17 protein-coding genes are annotated in these 16,312 nt (G+C 61.4%); 6 read left to right on the forward strand and 11 right to left on the reverse strand.

Going from position 1 to position 16,312, the window contains the following annotated elements; all coding sequences use genetic code 11:
- Nucleotides 1–2: 2 nt before the first annotated feature.
- The gene (locus E4P32_RS19400; RefSeq protein WP_116435920.1) at nt 3–1,112 is read right to left on the reverse strand and encodes an HlyD family secretion protein; all 1,110 of its coding nucleotides are present in this window, start codon (nt 1,110–1,112) and stop codon (nt 3–5) included.
- 208 nt (nt 1,113–1,320) lie between these two features.
- Here E4P32_RS19400 and E4P32_RS19405 point away from each other — a divergent pair, with 208 nt between their 5' ends.
- The gene (locus E4P32_RS19405; protein ID WP_116436048.1) at nt 1,321–2,799 is read left to right on the forward strand and encodes an efflux transporter outer membrane subunit; all 1,479 of its coding nucleotides are present in this window, start codon (nt 1,321–1,323) and stop codon (nt 2,797–2,799) included.
- A gap of 54 nt (nt 2,800–2,853) precedes the next feature.
- On the opposite strand, the gene panE is transcribed toward E4P32_RS19405, so the two are convergent.
- The 4 genes from panE to E4P32_RS19425 all read right to left on the reverse strand — a co-directional run bounded on the left by panE (nt 2,854) and on the right by E4P32_RS19425 (nt 5,769).
- Nucleotides 2,854–3,786 carry a 2-dehydropantoate 2-reductase gene (gene panE, locus E4P32_RS19410; protein WP_116435921.1) on the reverse strand — a complete coding sequence of 311 codons (933 nt, stop codon included), beginning with the start codon at nt 3,784–3,786 and terminating at the stop codon, nt 2,854–2,856.
- Nucleotides 3,787–3,788: 2 nt separating this feature from the next.
- A complete protein-coding gene (locus E4P32_RS19415) occupies nt 3,789–4,193 on the reverse strand; it encodes a helix-turn-helix domain-containing protein (RefSeq protein ID WP_116435922.1) in 405 nt (134 codons plus the stop codon).
- A 12-nt stretch (nt 4,194–4,205) separates the two neighbouring features.
- Entirely contained in the window at nt 4,206–5,006 is an 801-nt protein-coding gene (locus tag E4P32_RS19420) for an SDR family oxidoreductase (protein ID WP_116435923.1), read from the reverse strand.
- A 202-nt stretch (nt 5,007–5,208) separates the two neighbouring features.
- Nucleotides 5,209–5,769 carry a TetR/AcrR family transcriptional regulator gene (locus E4P32_RS19425; RefSeq protein WP_116435924.1) on the reverse strand — a complete coding sequence of 187 codons (561 nt, stop codon included), beginning with the start codon at nt 5,767–5,769 and terminating at the stop codon, nt 5,209–5,211.
- Nucleotides 5,770–5,983: 214 nt separating this feature from the next.
- Here E4P32_RS19425 and E4P32_RS19430 point away from each other — a divergent pair, with 214 nt between their 5' ends.
- The gene (locus E4P32_RS19430) at nt 5,984–6,625 is read left to right on the forward strand and encodes a glutathione S-transferase (RefSeq protein WP_116435925.1); all 642 of its coding nucleotides are present in this window, start codon (nt 5,984–5,986) and stop codon (nt 6,623–6,625) included.
- 86 nt (nt 6,626–6,711) lie between these two features.
- On the opposite strand, the gene E4P32_RS19435 is transcribed toward E4P32_RS19430, so the two are convergent.
- Complete coding sequence (locus E4P32_RS19435) at nt 6,712–7,050, reverse strand: STAS domain-containing protein (protein WP_116435926.1); 339 nt, start codon at nt 7,048–7,050, stop codon at nt 6,712–6,714.
- A gap of 277 nt (nt 7,051–7,327) precedes the next feature.
- Between E4P32_RS19435 and E4P32_RS19440 the strand changes: the two genes are divergently transcribed.
- Entirely contained in the window at nt 7,328–9,067 is a 1,740-nt protein-coding gene (locus tag E4P32_RS19440) for a chloride channel protein (protein ID WP_116435927.1), read from the forward strand.
- A gap of 93 nt (nt 9,068–9,160) precedes the next feature.
- Here E4P32_RS19440 and E4P32_RS19445 read toward each other — a convergent pair whose 3' ends face one another.
- On the reverse strand, nt 9,161–9,811 hold the full coding sequence (locus tag E4P32_RS19445) for a CoA transferase subunit B (RefSeq protein WP_116435928.1): 651 nt from the start codon (nt 9,809–9,811) through the stop codon (nt 9,161–9,163).
- Nucleotides 9,812–9,825: 14 nt separating this feature from the next.
- Nucleotides 9,826–10,521, reverse strand: a complete 696-nt coding sequence (locus E4P32_RS19450) for a CoA transferase subunit A (protein WP_116435593.1) — start codon at nt 10,519–10,521, stop codon at nt 9,826–9,828.
- Nucleotides 10,522–10,680: 159 nt separating this feature from the next.
- On the opposite strand from E4P32_RS19450, the gene E4P32_RS19455 reads away from it, so the two are divergent.
- Nucleotides 10,681–11,241 (forward strand): PAS and helix-turn-helix domain-containing protein, encoded by a 561-nt coding sequence (locus E4P32_RS19455; RefSeq protein WP_116435929.1) that lies wholly within the window; start codon nt 10,681–10,683, stop codon nt 11,239–11,241.
- 22 nt (nt 11,242–11,263) lie between these two features.
- Here the strand turns inward: E4P32_RS19455 and E4P32_RS19460 are convergent, their stop codons facing one another.
- A complete protein-coding gene (locus E4P32_RS19460) occupies nt 11,264–12,163 on the reverse strand; it encodes a LysR family transcriptional regulator (protein WP_116435930.1) in 900 nt (299 codons plus the stop codon).
- 143 nt (nt 12,164–12,306) lie between these two features.
- Here E4P32_RS19460 and E4P32_RS19465 point away from each other — a divergent pair, with 143 nt between their 5' ends.
- Nucleotides 12,307–13,230: an MBL fold metallo-hydrolase gene (locus E4P32_RS19465; protein WP_116435931.1), complete on the forward strand. Its 924-nt coding sequence runs from the start codon at nt 12,307–12,309 to the stop codon at nt 13,228–13,230.
- Between the two features lie 116 nt (nt 13,231–13,346).
- Nucleotides 13,347–14,003 (forward strand): DsbA family protein, encoded by a 657-nt coding sequence (locus E4P32_RS19470; RefSeq protein WP_116435932.1) that lies wholly within the window; start codon nt 13,347–13,349, stop codon nt 14,001–14,003.
- A 6-nt stretch (nt 14,004–14,009) separates the two neighbouring features.
- Here E4P32_RS19470 and E4P32_RS19475 read toward each other — a convergent pair whose 3' ends face one another.
- Nucleotides 14,010–14,666, reverse strand: a complete 657-nt coding sequence (locus tag E4P32_RS19475) for an HAD family phosphatase (protein WP_199525678.1) — start codon at nt 14,664–14,666, stop codon at nt 14,010–14,012.
- A gap of 41 nt (nt 14,667–14,707) precedes the next feature.
- Complete coding sequence (locus tag E4P32_RS19480; RefSeq protein ID WP_116435933.1) at nt 14,708–16,150, reverse strand: PLP-dependent aminotransferase family protein; 1,443 nt, start codon at nt 16,148–16,150, stop codon at nt 14,708–14,710.
- Between the last annotated feature and the right edge of the window lie 162 nt (nt 16,151–16,312).

Here is a 16,312-nt window from a genome sequence, read left to right on the forward strand (position 1 = left end):
GCTCAGCTCCGGTTGCCGTTGGAGTTGCCTGTACGCTCATCCACCTCCGCCGTCACCGACAAGCCCGGACGCAGCTTGCCAAGACGGGCAGCTTCGCCGTCAAGCAGGATGCGCACAGGAACGCGCTGGACGATCTTGGTGAAATTGCCGGTGGCGTTTTCGGCCGGCAGGATGCTGAACTGCGCGCCGGTTGCCGGTGCGATGCTGGCGACATGTCCCTGGAAGGTTTCACCGGGCAAGACGTCAGCCTTGATCTTCACAGCCATGCCGGTCTGGAAATGCGCGATCTGGCTTTCCTTGAAGTTGGCGTCTACCCACAATCCTTCCGCCGGCACCACTGACAACAACTGTGCACCGGTCGCCGCATACGCCCCCAGACGCGCGCGACGGTTGCCGACCACGCCGTCGACCGGCGCGCGCAATTCGGTATAGCCGACATTCAGCTGCGCCAGATTGCGTTCGGCGATGGCTTGCTGCATGGCCGCCTGGACCTTCTGCTTTTGCGTGGCGAGCACATCGAGCTGGCGTTGCGCCGCGACCAGGCCGGCTTGCGCCTTCTGGCCGTTGGCCTGTGCCTGCTTGTAGTCGGCGTCGGCTTTTTGGAAGCTCTGCACCGACACTGCCGCCTTGGCCGACAGGCTCTGATAACGCGTCTGGTCGTCGCGGGTGCGGGTGAGGTCGGCATTGCTGGCGGCGACACCGGCCTTGCCCTGGTCAATCACGGCTTCCTGCAGGCGACGCTCGGCGTCGATGTTGGCCAGCGCGGCTTGCTGCGCCTGCACTGCGGCGTCCAGTTTGTTCAGCACCGCGACGTAATCGCGGTCATCAATCTTGATCAGCAGGTCACCGGCCTTGACGCGCTGGTTGTCGGTGACCAGCACCTTGACGATGTTGCCCGATACCTTCGGCGCGATCACGGTGATGTCGCCGCCGACGTAGGCGTCATCGGTGTGCTCCCAATGGCGGCCTTCGGCAAACCAGTAAATCAGATAGACGGCTGCGGCCAGCAAGACCAGCGCCAGCACTGCGAATTTGATGAATCTCTTTTTGCCCTTCGGCGCTGCGCCATTGGCTTCGTTGCCGCCGACTGCTGTAGTTGCTTGCGTTGTCATCTTGTTACCCCAGTCCTTCTCTAGTGTCTGTCTTGCGCCCGATGGATGTCGCCTTGCGGCATTTTTTTACTGCAAAAATTTTTGAAACTGCTAGTTGCTTTCATTTTGATAGTTAGATTAAACTAGACACTATCATTTTGCAAGTAACTTTTTAAAACACGACATCCGACACTTGTTTAGGGGAAGCGACATGGGCAACAGCACATATATGGATATCACTGCAGGCATCACCGCACTGCGCACGACACGCGTGACGGCGGTGGCGCTGGCGGCGGGAATCTTTCTGGCGGCCTGCGCCAGCGGCCCGGATTACCAGGCGCCGGCGGTGACGACCGGCGCCTTCCACAACGCGTCGTTGCTGGAACAACGCCCGGCAACATCGGCAACGTACGCACCTTCGGCATCAATGCCGCAACTCGAACAGTGGTGGACCGGCTTCAACGATCCGGTATTGAGCAGCATCGTGCAGCGCGCGATGGAGCAGAACCTCGACCTGGCCGCCTCGCTGGCGCGCGTGGAGCAGGCACAGGCAGTGGCGCGTCACGCCGGCGCCGAGCGGCTGCCGCAGGTCGGCCTGGATACGCAAGCGGGACGCCAGCGTCAATCGCTCAACAGTCCGCTGGGCAAGATCGCGTCCAGCTTCCCCGGCTATCAGCGCACCCAGACCTTGTATGACGTCGGCGTCGGCGCCAGTTGGGAAACCGACCTGGCCGGCTCGCTCAAGCGCGGCGTAGAAGCGGCCGATGCCGAGCGCGACGCCGCTGAGGCGGATCATCTCGGCGTGCGCATCTCGATCGCGGCCGAAGCTGCGGATGCCTACTTCCGCATTCGCAGCGCACAGTCACGCATCCGCATTGCCGAAGATCAGGTGCAGACCAGCGACAAGTTGCTGGAGCTGGTGAAGTTGCGTTTGCGCGACGGCTTATCCAACCAGCGTGAAGATGCTTTGGCGCAGGCGCAGTTGTCGCAGGCGCGCGCCGGCATCCCGCCGCTGCGCACCGAACTCGAACGCCAGCTCAATCGCCTCGACGTATTGATGGGCGCGGTGCCCGGCACCTATGCGCGCGAATTGGATGCAGGCGCGGACAACACTATTGCGGTGCCGGCCATCAGCGTTGCCGACGGCAGTGCAGGATTGCTGCGCCGCCGTCCCGATGTGCTGGCGGCAGAACGCAAGCTGGCGGCGTCAAATGCACGCATCGGCGTGGCCATGGCCGAGTACTACCCGAAACTGTCGCTGTCGGCCTTGCTCGGTTTTGAAAGCCTGGGGGCAGCCGGCCTGTTCAGCGCCGACAGCTTCCAGCCGCAGGCGGCGCTGGGATTGCGCTGGCGCCTGTTCGACTTCGGCCGCATCGACGCTGAAGTCGCGCGCGCCAAAGGCGTCAATCAGGAAGCGTTGGCGCGCTATCGCCAGTCCATCCTGCGCGCCACCGAGGACGTCGAGAACGCCATCGTCACACTGGTGCAACTGGAGAAGCAAAGCGCCGAACTGGCCGATGAAGTGGCAGCGCGGCAGCGTGCGCGCAGCGCGGCGCAGGATGCGTATCAGGGCGGCGTGCTCAGTCTTACGGAAGTACTGGAGGAAGACCGCCTGCTGCTGCATGCGCGCGACCAACTGGCGCAGGTGCGCGCCGACGATGCGCGTGCGGCGGTGTCGACGTTCCGTTCGTTGGGCGGGGGATGGTAGAAGAAATTGCATGCGCCTCATAAGAAGGCGCATGCATGTTGTGACGATGAAGGATCAGGCCGGCTGGTTCAGCAGGCGCGCTTCGTAGGTCTTGAGATGGGTGTAGACGACTTGCAGCAAGTCGATTTTGACTTTCGCTTCACGACCGCGACGCAGCAGGTCGCCTATGATGTGGTCGGCTTCGATGCGCGCGCCGTTACCGATGTCGCGGAACATGGACGCGGTCAACGTCGAGCCGGCTTCGGTCAGCATCTTGCGTGTGCGTTCGAAGAACGGCCCGCCCGGCGCATGGCCGTTGGCGGCTGCGACGCCGCTGGCTTCGTCAAGCAGGCCACTGACGAATTCCAGACCGCCGCTGGCCTGCATGATGTCGCCGATGTTGGAACGCATCAGGCTGGTGCTGCCGGCCAGCGACGCCAGCATGATCCATTTTTCCCACATCGATTGCAGGATTGTTGTGCTGACGTTGACGTCGAAGCCGGCGCCGGCGAGTTGTTGTTCGATCGCCTGCACACGTGACGATGCCGTACCGTCGCGCTCGCCGAAAGTCATGCCGTGGAAGGTATTCAGATGACGGATGGCGCCGTCGGCGTCGACGGTGCTGGCGATGACGCATTGCCCGCCGAGTATTTTCTCTGCACCGAAGCGTGTCGCCAGTACGTCGAGATGTTGCAGGCCGTTGAGCAGCGGCAGGACGGTGGTGTGCGGTCCGACTGCAGGGGCAAAGGATTCGATGGCGTCGGCCAGGTCATAGGCCTTGCAGCTCAGGATGACCAGGTCATAGGCTTGCTGCAGGTTTTGCTTTTGCACCGTGGGCGGATTGGCCAAGCTCAGGTCGCCGACCGGACTCTTGATTTGCAGGCCGTTCTGCGCCAACAGTTGGGCGCGTTTCTCGCGTACCAGGAAGGTCACGTCGCGTCCCGCCGCCAGCAAGCGGCCGCCAAAATATCCACCGACTGCGCCGGCTCCCACTACCAGAATTCGCATTGCTAGATCTCCTCGTTTTTTCCCTGCAAATAGCGTTCGGCATCCTCGCCCGGCAGCGATGAAGGTCGCGGCGAATCCGCCTGTCCTTCAATCGGCAGGTTGCGGCTGCCCCAGTCGTACATCGCCGCGATCACGATGCGAAAATCGCGACCGCGTTCGGTCAGGATGTATTCGTGGCGTGGCGGATGTTCGCAATATTGACGCCGCTCCAGCAGGCCGGCGTCGACCAGCGTCTGCAGACGGCGCGTCAGCATGTTGGGGGATATTGCCAGATTTTTCTGAAACTGGTCGAAGCGGGTCAATCCGCGCAGGCAATCGCGCAGAATCAGGATGCTCCACCACTCGCCCACCATCTGCAGTGTGCAAGCGACGGGGCATTCTTCATCAGCTATGCATTTGTGACGCATGCGCGGATCGGCTTATTTGAGGTAGCGTGCGGCGGGCTTGCTGAGCGACAGGTTCGGACCCATGGCGTGGCGTGCGGCGGTCAGCGTTTCCCATTGGCCGACGTCAGGCAGCGATGGAATCGTGACTTGTTCGCCCAGGTCGAGACCCGACAGCGCTGCATCAACCAGATCGTCCACTTCCATCAGCATTTCGGCCGGCAGGTTGGCGATGTCGGTGCCGGAACGTTCCCAGATTTCGGTGCGGGTAGCGCCCGGCAACACGGCCTGCACGCGCACGCCGTGGTTGCCCAGTTCCTTTTGCAGCGATTGGCTGAAGTTGAGGACGAAGGCCTTGGTGCCGCTGTAGGCGCCATTGAACAGTTCAGGCGCCAGCGCCAGCACCGAGGCGACGTTGATCAGCGTACCGCCCTTGCGCGCGACGAAGCCGGGCGCAACTGCTGCGGCCAGACGCAGTACGGCGGTGATGTTGAGCTGGATCATGGCGTCGTATTGCTCGATGTTGCCGTCGGCCAGTTCACCCGAGATCGACATGCCGGCGTTGTTGACCAGCATCGTCACCGAGGCGTCGCTGCGCAGGCGTTGTTCGACTTTCAGCAGGTCGGCCTTGTTGACCAGATCGGCGGGCAGGATGTCGACCTTGACGGAAGTTTCCTTGCGCAGGCGCTCGGCCAGGGTTTCCAGGCGCTTGACGTCGCGCGCCACCAGGATCAGGTCGTAACCGCGGCGCGCCAGGCGGTCTGCGTAAGTGGCGCCGATGCCGGTCGAGGCGCCGGTGATGAGGGCGGTGCCGGGCTTGTTGTTTGCGTTGCTCATGATGTTCTCCAGAAAGGGTGAGGGGTAATGCCCGACGATTCGGCCAGTTACTTTCATCATAATAGTTACTAGGCGAATGTCAAGCAAGTTCATCATTTCAATCGGAACGATAGGGAATGCCTAATGATGCCCGGCATCCGATATTCGATACCCGGCGGCCGCCTTCAGTGCCGCTAGGTAAGTTGAAGAGGGTGCGTGCGGATTACTGTCCGAGCAGGACCGCAGGGAAATTGCGCATGGTGCGCGTGAACGGCGCGGTGCTGCCCAACGCGCGCGAGACGACCAGCGCACCGTGTAGCGTGATCATGGCGTCTTCGGCGCGGCGGGTCGCCTCTTCCGCGCTGATGCCGGTTTCGGTGACGACGGCTGCCAGCGCCTTGATCAGATTGCCGAGGCGCTGCTTCAGGTATTGCTGATAGAGCTCGCCGGCTTCGCCGATGGTGAACAAGTCGGTAAGGCAGGGCCTGGAACCCTTGGCGTAGAACTCGCTGAGGCCGGCGCTGAATTTCTTCAGGCGCTTTTCCGGCGAGCCGGATTCGCTCAACGCCGGCAGGACGTTTTCACCAATCCACACGCCCACGGCTTGCAACGCTGCTTCGCCCATATCGGCCTTGCCGTTGGGGAAGTAGTGATAGAGACTGGACTTGCCCAGGCCGGTAGCTTCCGACAGGCTCGACAGGGTCGCGCCCTGATAACCCGAGCGACGGAATTCGGCGAGGATGCGTTGGACGACTTCGTCTCGGGACAGGGTGGGCGCGGGCATAGTGGTGTGGTTTCGGTAAGACGCCGTCGACGGCTTCGCAAAGCAGGTACCGGCGTCGTTTTGGCGTTGCAGGGATTATAAATTTATTTGACAGTTTTCTTTTGATTGCTTATTGTACCGAACGCTCGGTACACTTTATCACATAAAGAAAATCGTCCGTCTTTCCGATTTCATTGTTCATTTCCTTCAACGCCCTCGCCTTCAGGAGTTTCCCATGTCCGCCACACCAGCCAAGCAACCCGCCCAACCCATCCGCCTGTATGGCTTTCCGCTGTCGGGTCACAGCCATCGCGTCCAACTGTTCCTGACGCTGCTGGATCTGCCTCATGAATTCATCTACGTCGATCTGCCGAGCAAGGCGCAGAAGGATGCTGCCTTCCTGGCCAGAAATCCGCGCGGGCAGGTGCCGGTGATCGAGGACGGCGACATCACGCTGTACGATTCCACTGCCATTCTGGTGTATCTGGCGAAGCAATACGGCGAAGCCGGCTGGTTGCCGTCAGATCCCGCCGACGCAGCACGCGTGCAGCAGTTCCTGTCGCTGGCTTCTGGCGAAGTGCTGGAAGGTCCGGGCAAGGCGCGTATGGTGAAGTTGTTCGGTGCGCCGCACGACTACGCGCTGGCGGCGCAGAAGGCGGCGGCGCTGCTGAAGTTGCTGGATGCCCACCTGACCGGCCGCAGCTTCCTGGTCGGCACGCGTCCGACGATTGCCGACATTGCCTGCTACAGCTATGTTGCGCATGCGCCGGAAGGCGGCGTCAGTCTTGAGGCCTACGCCCATGTGCGCGGCTGGATCGCACGCGTCGAGAGCCTGCCGAAGTTCGTGCCGATGCCGGCGACGCCGCTGGCGGCATAAGTTTTTTTGCGCTGAAATTGTTTGGGGGCAAAAGCCTTGTCCCGATGTGAGAGACGCCGGACATCAGGAAGACAGGTGCCGGCGCCTTATGCGTGACTGGCGTGCAGACATTCTTCGACGGTATCGACAACTTTGTAGAGCGCGACAAAGCCGGTATCGTCAAAGACGTCGCGCACGCATGGGCGCATGCCGGCCACCAGCAGGCAATCGCGTGCGCCTTTGGTTTTTTTGCTAAGCAGATACAGCACGCGCAAGCCGGCCGATCCGAGTTCGGTCAGGCCGCTGAAATCGAGAATCAGCTTTTTCGCCGTGCCGTCACATTGCTCGCGCAACTGAACCACAAATTCGCCTGCGCCGTTGGCATCGAGACGGCCGCTGGCGCGTACGATCATCACGCCGTCATTTTGGCTGGTTTCCAGCTTCATGGTGTCTTCCATCGGTGGTGAGGGCTTTGTATTATGACCGTGCCCCATGTAACTGGATGCCGCGAATGGTTACCAATCGTTACGGATACACCGCCTCTTTCACCAACTCGATTTGATCGCGATTGAACGGCGAAAGATTTCCATGCGAAGCCGCGAAAATTATCGATAAAAGATCACACTTTTTTCTCTGACTCTATAAATACATCACATTGTGATATATTTATAGAGTCCGGTCTTTGCCGGGTATCGCCTCCTCCCATTTTTCCTGAATTCCGCCATGCGCCGCCACCAACGTGACTTCGGCCTCGACCGCCGCGTACTTTTCCTTGCCGGCATTGCCGTCGTGATCGGCGGCATCAGCACCGTCGCCGCCTTCGTGCTGCTGAACCTGATTCATTTTTTTACCAATCTTTTTTTCTTCCAGACGCTGTCGTTTGCGGATCGCTCGCCTGCCACCCACACATTGGGAATGGCGGTGGTGATCGTGCCGGTCATCGGCGGCCTGATCGTCGGATTGATGGCGCGCTTCGGCTCGGACAAGATCCGCGGCCACGGCATTCCGGAAGCGATCGAAGCCATCCTGTTCGGCAAGAGCAAAATGTCCGCCAAGGTCGCGGTGCTCAAACCGCTGGCGTCGGGCATCGTGATCGGCAGCGGCGGACCGTTCGGCGCCGAAGGACCGATCATCATGACCGGCGGCGCCATCGGCTCGTTGATCGCGCAGCACTTTCACGTTAGCGCGGCGGAGCGCAAAACCCTGCTGGTTGCGGGCGCTACTGCAGGCATGACGGCAGTATTCGGCACACCCGTTGCGGCAGTGCTGCTGGCGGTGGAACTGCTCCTGTTCGAATGGCGGCCGCGCAGTTTGCTGCCGGTGATCCTGGCGTGCGCGGTGGCTGGTTTCGCGCGGCCGCTGCTGCTGGAACCGGGACCGCTGTTTCCGCTGCACACCGATCCGGTCGGCCTGTCGGCGCTGCTGGTGTGCGTCGTCGCCGGCCTGCTGAGCGGCGCGCTGTCGGCGGCGATGTCGGTGGCCTTGTACTGGATCGAAGACCGCTTCCACGCCTTGCCGCTGCACTGGATGTGGTGGCCGGCCTTGGGGGGAGTGGCGGTCGGCATCGGCGGCTATTTCGAGCCGCGCGCGCTGGGTGTGGGCTACGACGTCATCGCCGACCTGCTCAACCATCACCTCGCGATGTCAGCGGTGCTGGCCTTGCTGGCGGTCAAGGCGATCATCTGGGTGATCGCGCTGGGTTCGGGCACCTCCGGCGGCGTGCTGGCGCCCTTGCTGATGCTGGGCGCCGGACTCGGCACCGCGATTGCCTACGTCGTGCCGGGCAGCGATCCGACCCTGTGGCCGCTGGTATGCATGGCGGCGGTGCTGGCGGGCGTACTGGGTGCGCCGCTGACGGCGGCAGTGTTTGCGCTGGGACTGACGGGCGACTTCAACGCTTTCCTGCCGCTGCTGCTGGCAACCGGGATTTCCTACGGCTTCACGGTGCTGGTCATGCGCCGCTCCATCATGACCGAGAAGATCGCGCGGCGCGGTCTGCACATTTATCGCGAGTACAGCGTCGATCCGCAAGAACGCATGTTCGTGGAAGAAGTGATGACGCGCGACGCGGTGACGATCCCCGCCTCGCTCAGCCTGGACGACATCGCTGCAGCCTACTTCGGTGCGACGCAACAGCACCGGGCGTTTCCGGTCTGCGACACCAATGGGAAATTGGTCGGCATGCTGGATCGCGGCGCCTTGCTCGCGCATCTCGATAGACATGAAGGCACGACGCCGATCGGCGAACTGCTGGCGCCGTCCACATCCCTGCTCGCCTTCTCCACCGAAACCTGCCAGTCGATTGCGCGGCGCATGGCGGCGCATCACGTAGAACGCCTGCCGGTCGTGGCCGACGCCTCGTCGCTCCAACTGATCGGCATCGTCAGCCGCAGCGACCTGGTCAAGCCGGCCCACACGGTGTTCCACGAAGAGCACGTGCGCGAGCGACTGGCGCGACGCTGAACATTACAAACTACACGCGCATAAAAAAACGGCACAGGCTTCGCCCCCTGTACCGTCCGCTCTCCGAAGAGAACGCAGAACAAACTCTGTGAATTACACCGCGCTGACGTCGAGCTCGGCCTCAGTATTGGCGATCACGTCTTCCTTGGTCACGCCCGTGGCCAGCTCGATCAGCTTCAGACCACTCGGCGTCACATCGATCACACCGAGATCGGTGATGATGCGATTGACCACGCCCACGCCGGTCAGCGGCAGGTTGCATTGCTTGAGGATTTTTTGCGAGATGCTGCCGTCCTTGCCCTTGGCCACGTGCTCCATGAGCACCACCACGCGGCCGACACCAGCCACCAGGTCCATCGCGCCGCCCATGCCCTTGACCATCTTGCCGGGGATCATCCAGTTGGCCAGGTCGCCCTGTTGCGACACCTGCATCGCACCCAGGATCGCGATGTTGATCTTGCCGCCGCGGATCATGCCGAAGGAATCGGCCGAGGCGAAGAAGGACGAGCCGGGAATGGTCGTCACGGTTTGCTTGCCGGCGTTGATCAGGTCGGCGTCGACCTTGTCTTCGGTCGGGAACGGGCCGATGCCGAGCAGGCCGTTTTCTGATTGCAGCCAGACTTCAATATCCTTGGGAACGTGATTCGCCACCAGGGTCGGCAAGCCGATGCCGAGGTTGACGTAAAAACCGTCCTGCAATTCCTTGGCTGCGCGCGCAGCCATTTCGTCTCTGGTCCATGCCATGTTCTAGTCTCCTCTTACTTCGACACAGTGCGTTGTTCGATACGCTTTTCCGGCGTGGCGTTGACCACGATGCGGTGCACGAAAATGCCGGCCGTATGAATCTGGTCCGGGTCGAGCTCGCCGACTTCGACCAGTTCTTCGACTTCGACGATGGTGATCTTGCCGGCCATGGCGACGTTGGGGTTGAAGTTACGCGCGGTCTTGTTGAAGACCAGGTTGCCGGCCTTGTCGGCCTTCTGCGCCTTGACCAGCGAAATGTCGGCCACCAGCGAGCGTTCCATGACGTACTTGGCGCCGTCGAACTCGCGGATTTCCTTGCCTTCGGCCACCAGCGTGCCGACACCGGTCTTGGTGAAGAACGCCGGAATGCCGGCGCCGCCTGCGCGCAGCTTTTCTGCCAGCGTGCCTTGCGGGGTGAATTCGAGCTCGAGTTCGCCGGCCAGGTATTGGCGTTCGAACTCTTTGTTTTCGCCGACGTAGGAGGCGATCATTTTCTTGATCTGGCGCGTGGTCAGCAGTTGGCCGAGGCCGAAACCGTCGACGCCGGCGTTGTTGGAGATGGCGGTCAGATTCTGTACGCCGGAGTCGCGCAACGCCGCGATCAACGCTTCAGGAATGCCGCACAGGCCGAAGCCGCCGACGGCAATCGTCTGGCCGTCCTTGACGATGCCGGATAACGCGCTGGACGCGTCGGGATAGACTTTATTCACGTGTCTCCTTTCGATTCTTATAGGTTCTAAATGTCAGCAGGCATCATAGGACGCGGGTATGGCGCGAACAATACGGTAAAAATACCTAGAACTCCCGCCAGGCCTTATTATTGAGGATTCCCAACAGTATTTTTACGATACAGCGCTTAGCAGCACATCATGAGCAACTCGCATTCCGTCGACTTCGAACAAGTATTCATGCATGCCCCGATCGGCATGTGTGTTTCGCACAATCGCGTGATCCAGCAAAGCAACCTGGCGCTGGCGAAAATGTTCGGCTATGCGCCGGGTGAACTATCGGGCAAGTCCTTCATGGTGCTGTATCCGACCGCGGACGAATTCGAGCGTACCGGCGTGCGCCTGGTGCCCATCCTCAACGAAAAGGGCTTCTACTCCGACGAGCGCATCATGAAGCGCGCCAGCGATGAGATGTTCTGGTGCCACGTGACCGGCGCCTCGCTGGTGCAGGGCGATCCGCATGCGGCCGGTATCTGGACCTTCGAGGACGTCAGCGCCAAGCGTCCGCTGGCGCCGGGACTGACGCCGCGCGAACGCGAGATCGCGGCACTGCTGGTGGAAGGAAAAACCAGCAAGCTGATCGCGCGCCAGGTCGAACTGAGCCCGCGCACGGTGGAAATGCATCGCGCCCGGCTGATGCGCAAATTCGGCGCGGCGACGTCTTCCGAACTCGTGCACAAGCTGCTCAGCATTACTCCCTGAAGCCCTGAATCCCTGAACCCGGCTAGCCCTCTCCCCACTCCGGCTCGTCGGTAAACCGCTCCGCCAAAAAATCCAGCATGGTGCGCAAGGTCGCAGGCATGTGTTTGCGCGACGCATACACGCCGTAGATGTCGAGCACGGTCGGCTCATGTTGCGGCAGCAGCGCCACCAGCTTGCCGGACGCCACATACGGCGCGGCCGCATAGGACGGCAGATGCGCGATGCCGGCGCCGGCCAGCGCCGCGGACAGCAGGACCATCGCCTCGTTGGCGCTGATGTTGCCGCTGACCGCGACCGAGCTGTGCTTGCCCTTGTGATCGAACTCCCACAAGCTCTTGCCGACGTAGGAATGCGTCAGGCAGTTGTGCAACGCCAGGTCCGCGACCTTTTTTGGCGTGCCGTGTTCGCGCAGATAGGCGGGCGACGCGCAAATCGTCGAACGACATACCGACAGCCTGCGTGCGATCAGGTTGGGATCGAGGCGCGTGGTCATGCGGATCGCCAGGTCGATGCGTTCTTCCACCAGGTTGACGGTGCGATCCAGCATCATCAGATCGACCGCCACAGCGGGATAGCGCTTGCAGTATTGCGCCACGGCGCGCACGAGCTGAGGACCGAATGAAGTCGTCGTGGTGATGCGCAATAAACCCTTGGGTGCTTGTTGCGGCTGATTGACGGCGTTCTGCAAATCGCTCGCAGCCGTCAGCATCTGGCGGCAACGCTCCAGGACATCGTTGCCTGCCGGCGTCAGGCTGAGGCGCCGCGTGGTCCGGTGCAACAAGCGCGCCCCCACCCATTCTTCCAGCTCCGCCAGATAGCGCGACACCACCGGACGCGACATGTCCAGCTGCAGCGCCGCCGCCGACTGGCTGCCGCTGTCGACGACACTCACAAATACCTGCATTGCGGTCAATCTATCCATGTTGCGCTCTTCGTCCTCGATCTCATATGCCCGATTTCAGAAACAAACTATGTTTCATTATGCTGTTTTTCCAAAACAAATAAATCATTAATCTTCGTTTGTCGCACTTTTCCCTGTGTTTAAACCGTTTTGGAGAGATCAACATGCATACGCGCTTCCACACCCGCTTCCACACCCGACTCCACGTCATTTCCCGCCCTCTGCTGGCGCTGGCTGCTGCCTTCGGCATCCTTGCCGGCAGCACCGCTATCGCCGCTCCCGCCGAGCCCCTCAAGCTTGAGGTCTATAACCCCGGCGACAAAGCGCTGTTCCCGGTCAGCTCGGTGCTGGTCACCGGCAAACAGGACGCGATCCTGGTCGACGCCCAATTCGGCCGCGCACAGGCGGAGCAGGTCGTGGAGAAAATCCGCGCCAGCGGCAAGAAGCTGGTCGCGGTCTACGTCAGCCACGGCGACCCGGACTACTACTTCGGCCTCGACACCATCAAGGCCGCCTACCCCGACGTAAAGATTTTGGCGACGCCGCAGACCGTGGCCCACATCAAGGAAACCGTCGCGCACAAGCTGGCCTTCTGGGGACCAAAGCTCGGCGCAGATGCGCCCAAGCAAACCATTGTTCCCGATGTCCTCGAAGGCAATTCGCTGACGCTGGAAGGCAAGAAGCTGCAAGTGATCGGCCTCGACGGCCCGCAACCTGAGCGCAGCTTCGTCTGGATTCCGTCGATCAAGGCAGTCGTCGGCGGCGTAGTGGTGGACGGCAACGAACACGTCTGGATGGCCGATACCCAAGGCGAAAAATCGCACAAGGATTGGCTCGGCACATTGGCCCGTATCGAAAAGCTGAAACCGAAAACCGTCATCCCCGGCCACTACGCCGCCGGTGCGCCGATGACCATCGCCTCGGTGAAATACACCCGCGACTACATCAAGGCCTTCGATGCGGAAACTGTCAAAGCTGCCGACTCCGCCGCTCTGATCGCAGCAATGAAAGCGCGCTATCCCGGCGCCACCAATCTTTCGGTGCTGGAACTCTGTGCCAAGGTCGCCAAGGGCGAGATGAAGTGGTAAGGCGGGTCAACACCCGGGTCAACACACATTGATCAACGAGGACCTGTCGTGAATCGCCGGCGCGCATGCGTCGGCGTTTCACGTTAGGCTACCGATCTCTCTTCAAGGAACGCATCATGAGCACTCACAACACCAGCAGCACTACTGCGCTGCATTACATCTACGACCCGCTGTGCGGCTGGTGCTACGGCGCCGCGCCGCTGGCTGCAGTTGCACGCGAGATCATGCCGGTGATCGGCCATGGCGGCGGCATGATGATGGGCGCCAACCGCCAGCAGGTCAGCCCGGCCCTGCGTGATTACGTCATGCCATACGATCATCGGATCGCGGAATTGACCGGCCAGCCATTCGGCGACGACTACTTCAACGGCTTGCTGCTGGATGAGACCGCCGTCTTCGATTCGGCGCCGCCGATCAAGGCGATTCTGGCGACGCAGAAGGTCGCCGAACGCGGCCTCGATATGCTGTCGCGTTTGCAAGTTGCGCATTACGTCGAAGGCAAGCGTGTTGCCGATACAGAGGTGCTGCAAACCTTGGCGATCGAACTGGGATTGGATGCCGACGAATTCGCGCAAGCATACGAATGCATCGGTGAAGAAGAATTGCAGCAGCATATCGCCGCCAGCCGCCGCTTGCTGGCGCAGGTCGGCGGTCACGGCTTTCCGACTTTTGTACTGGAGCAGGACGGGCGTCTCGAAATGTTTGATGCCGGTCGCTGGTTGGGCGAACCTGACGCGTGGCGCGAGCATCTTGCCGCGTACACGCGTCGCTGATTCGATTCAGACAGGCAAGCCAAGTTCGCGCAGCTGCTTCACCGTCTCGGCGCAATCGACATGATGAATTGCATGCCAGCCGAGGCGGCGCGCCGCTTCCACGTTCTTGGCCGAGTCGTCGAGGAAGACCAGTTCCGACGGCTTCAGGTTCGGTAGATGCTTGCCGTAGCGCGTCAGCGCGATCTGGTAAATCACATCGTCCGGCTTGATGCATTGCTCCGTTCCCGACACCACGATGTCACGGAATATCTGCAGGAAATCATAGTTCGCCAATGCGTACGGAAAGGTCTCCGAAGACCAGTTGGTCAAGCCGAATAGCGGCACATCCTTGTCGTGCAAGGTGCGCAGCAGTTCCACGCCGTCATGCAGCGGCCCGCGCAGCATTTCCGTCCAGCGATCGTAAAACGCGCGAATCATCGGCTCATGTTGCGGATGTTCGGCCAGCAGCAACTCGGTGCCGTCTTTCAGCGTGCGGCCGCCGTCCTGGCGTATGTTCCAGTCGGGCGAACAGACATTGTTGAGGAAATGTTCGCGCTCGGCGGCGTCTGGAATCAGTTCTTGATACAGGTGCAGCGGATTCCAGTCGAACAGCACGCCGCCGAAATCGAACACCACGGCGCGGATGCCGGCCGAACTTGCATAGTCAGGGTTGAATTTTTGCATCAGGCGACCATCAGTTGAATGTTGAAGGAATGTTCTAGACATCAAAGCGTGCGGAAAAATTCATACAACTCGGGCGCATCCGCATACGCCACGTTGAAACGGAACCACGGCTGATCCGGCGGCGTGAGGTGGAAGAATTCCCCCGGCGCCAGCCAGATGCCTTTTTGCCGCGCCCGGTCGGCGATCTCGCGTGCGCTCAGGTCGCAGCCGTCCAGCCGCGCCCAGGAGAACATGCCGCCGCGCGGCGTGGTAAACGGCGTCAGGCCGGTCTCGCTGAGCTTGCCGTTGACGCGCGATTGCGCATTGAGCAGCGACGCCGCCAGGTTTTCGACGTGGCGGCGATGGTGGCCTTCGGTCAGCACGCTGTGCACCAGGCGTTCGTTGATTTCGGAATTGGTCAGGCTCAGCACCATCTTGGTATGCACCAGCTGGCGCGCCAGATCGCGCTGGCAGGCGATGAAGCCGAGGCGCAGCGAGGGCGCGATGGTCTTCGAATAACTGCCGACGTAAATCACGCGCTGCAAACCGTCCAGCGCCGCCAGCATCGGATCGGTCGGCTGGCCCAGCTCGCGGAAGATGTCATCCTCCACCACCCAGAAACCATGACGCTCGGCCGCCTGCAAAACACGCATCGCGCAGGCCGGCGTGTATGACGTTCCGGTCGGGTTGTGCAGCACGCTGGTGGTGAAAAACAATTTCGGCTTGTGCGTGCGCGCCAGCGTCTCCAGCATTTCGGTGTCGACACCGGTGGGCGTGCGCGGAATGCCGATCACGTTGAGGTCGGCCATCCTGAGCATGGCGATCAGATTGCAATAACCGGGGTCGTCGACGAACACCGTATCGCCGCGCTTGACCATGGTGCGGATGATCAGATCCAGGCCCTGCGTGGCGCCATGCGAGGTGAGCACCTGGTCGAGCGAGACTTCCAGCGACCAATTGGCCAGGAACTGGCAGATGATCTGGCGCAGCGGCGCGTAGCCGTAAGGATGGCCGTAGCCGACCTGCTGCGCGCCGGGCGAGCGGATGATGCGGCGCTCGGCCTGGTGCAGTCCTTCGTCGTCCAGCCATTTGCCGGGCAGCCAGCCGCAGCCGGCCTTGATCGGCACGCGCTCGTCGGCGAACATCTCCGACAATAGCCAGGCTGAATCGATGACCGGATCGGGCGGCGTGAAGGCCATTGCCGGCGGCGGGTTGGCGCCCTTGGGCGCGATGAAGAAGCCGGCCCCGCGCCGCACGATCAGCAGGCCGCGCGCGACCAGTTGCTCATAGGCTTCCACCACAGTCGAGGCGCCGATGGCGTGCGACTCGGCGAACTGCCGCACCGACGGCAGGCGCTCGCCCGACCGCAGCGCGCCCTGTTCGATCAATTGCGCCAATCCGTTCACCACTTGCTCGACCAGGCGGTTGCTCCCACTTCTGGAGCCGCCCTTTGCACCGTTGCGCTCCAATGTCAGGTAAACCGCTTCACGCTGGGCTTTCGCCATCTTTTCCTCGCTGCCGCCCGCAGGCCGACGCGCTTCAGAGCTTGTCAGGCGGGCAAGTGTCATCAATACAGATTGTTGAAATAAACAATACAGTTCTTCGGTTAATTCCAAAGTGTATCTAACAATCCTGGCCGCGTCTCGCAATAATCGAGCATCGTCAAC

The sequence above is a fragment of the Herbaspirillum sp. 3R11 genome (genome assembly GCF_004563925.1).
Taxonomy (GTDB): domain Bacteria; phylum Pseudomonadota; class Gammaproteobacteria; order Burkholderiales; family Burkholderiaceae_D; genus Herbaspirillum.

Coding starts and splice junctions, on each gene's coding strand:
- E4P32_RS19400 (WP_116435920.1), bottom strand. CDS start 1,112: ATGACAACGCAAGCAACTACAGCAGTCGGCGGCAACGAAGCCAATGGC.
- E4P32_RS19405 (WP_116436048.1), top strand. CDS start 1,321: ATGGATATCACTGCAGGCATCACCGCACTGCGCACGACACGCGTGACG.
- panE (WP_116435921.1), bottom strand. CDS start 3,786: ATGCGAATTCTGGTAGTGGGAGCCGGCGCAGTCGGTGGATATTTTGGC.
- E4P32_RS19415 (WP_116435922.1), bottom strand. CDS start 4,193: ATGCGTCACAAATGCATAGCTGATGAAGAATGCCCCGTCGCTTGCACA.
- E4P32_RS19420 (WP_116435923.1), bottom strand. CDS start 5,006: ATGAGCAACGCAAACAACAAGCCCGGCACCGCCCTCATCACCGGCGCC.
- E4P32_RS19425 (WP_116435924.1), bottom strand. CDS start 5,769: ATGCCCGCGCCCACCCTGTCCCGAGACGAAGTCGTCCAACGCATCCTC.
- E4P32_RS19430 (WP_116435925.1), top strand. CDS start 5,984: ATGTCCGCCACACCAGCCAAGCAACCCGCCCAACCCATCCGCCTGTAT.
- E4P32_RS19435 (WP_116435926.1), bottom strand. CDS start 7,050: ATGAAGCTGGAAACCAGCCAAAATGACGGCGTGATGATCGTACGCGCC.
- E4P32_RS19440 (WP_116435927.1), top strand. CDS start 7,328: ATGCGCCGCCACCAACGTGACTTCGGCCTCGACCGCCGCGTACTTTTC.
- E4P32_RS19445 (WP_116435928.1), bottom strand. CDS start 9,811: ATGGCATGGACCAGAGACGAAATGGCTGCGCGCGCAGCCAAGGAATTG.
- E4P32_RS19455 (WP_116435929.1), top strand. CDS start 10,681: ATGAGCAACTCGCATTCCGTCGACTTCGAACAAGTATTCATGCATGCC.
- E4P32_RS19460 (WP_116435930.1), bottom strand. CDS start 12,163: ATGGATAGATTGACCGCAATGCAGGTATTTGTGAGTGTCGTCGACAGC.
- E4P32_RS19465 (WP_116435931.1), top strand. CDS start 12,307: ATGCATACGCGCTTCCACACCCGCTTCCACACCCGACTCCACGTCATT.
- E4P32_RS19470 (WP_116435932.1), top strand. CDS start 13,347: ATGAGCACTCACAACACCAGCAGCACTACTGCGCTGCATTACATCTAC.
- E4P32_RS19475 (WP_199525678.1), bottom strand. CDS start 14,666: ATGCAAAAATTCAACCCTGACTATGCAAGTTCGGCCGGCATCCGCGCC.
- E4P32_RS19480 (WP_116435933.1), bottom strand. CDS start 16,150: ATGGCGAAAGCCCAGCGTGAAGCGGTTTACCTGACATTGGAGCGCAAC.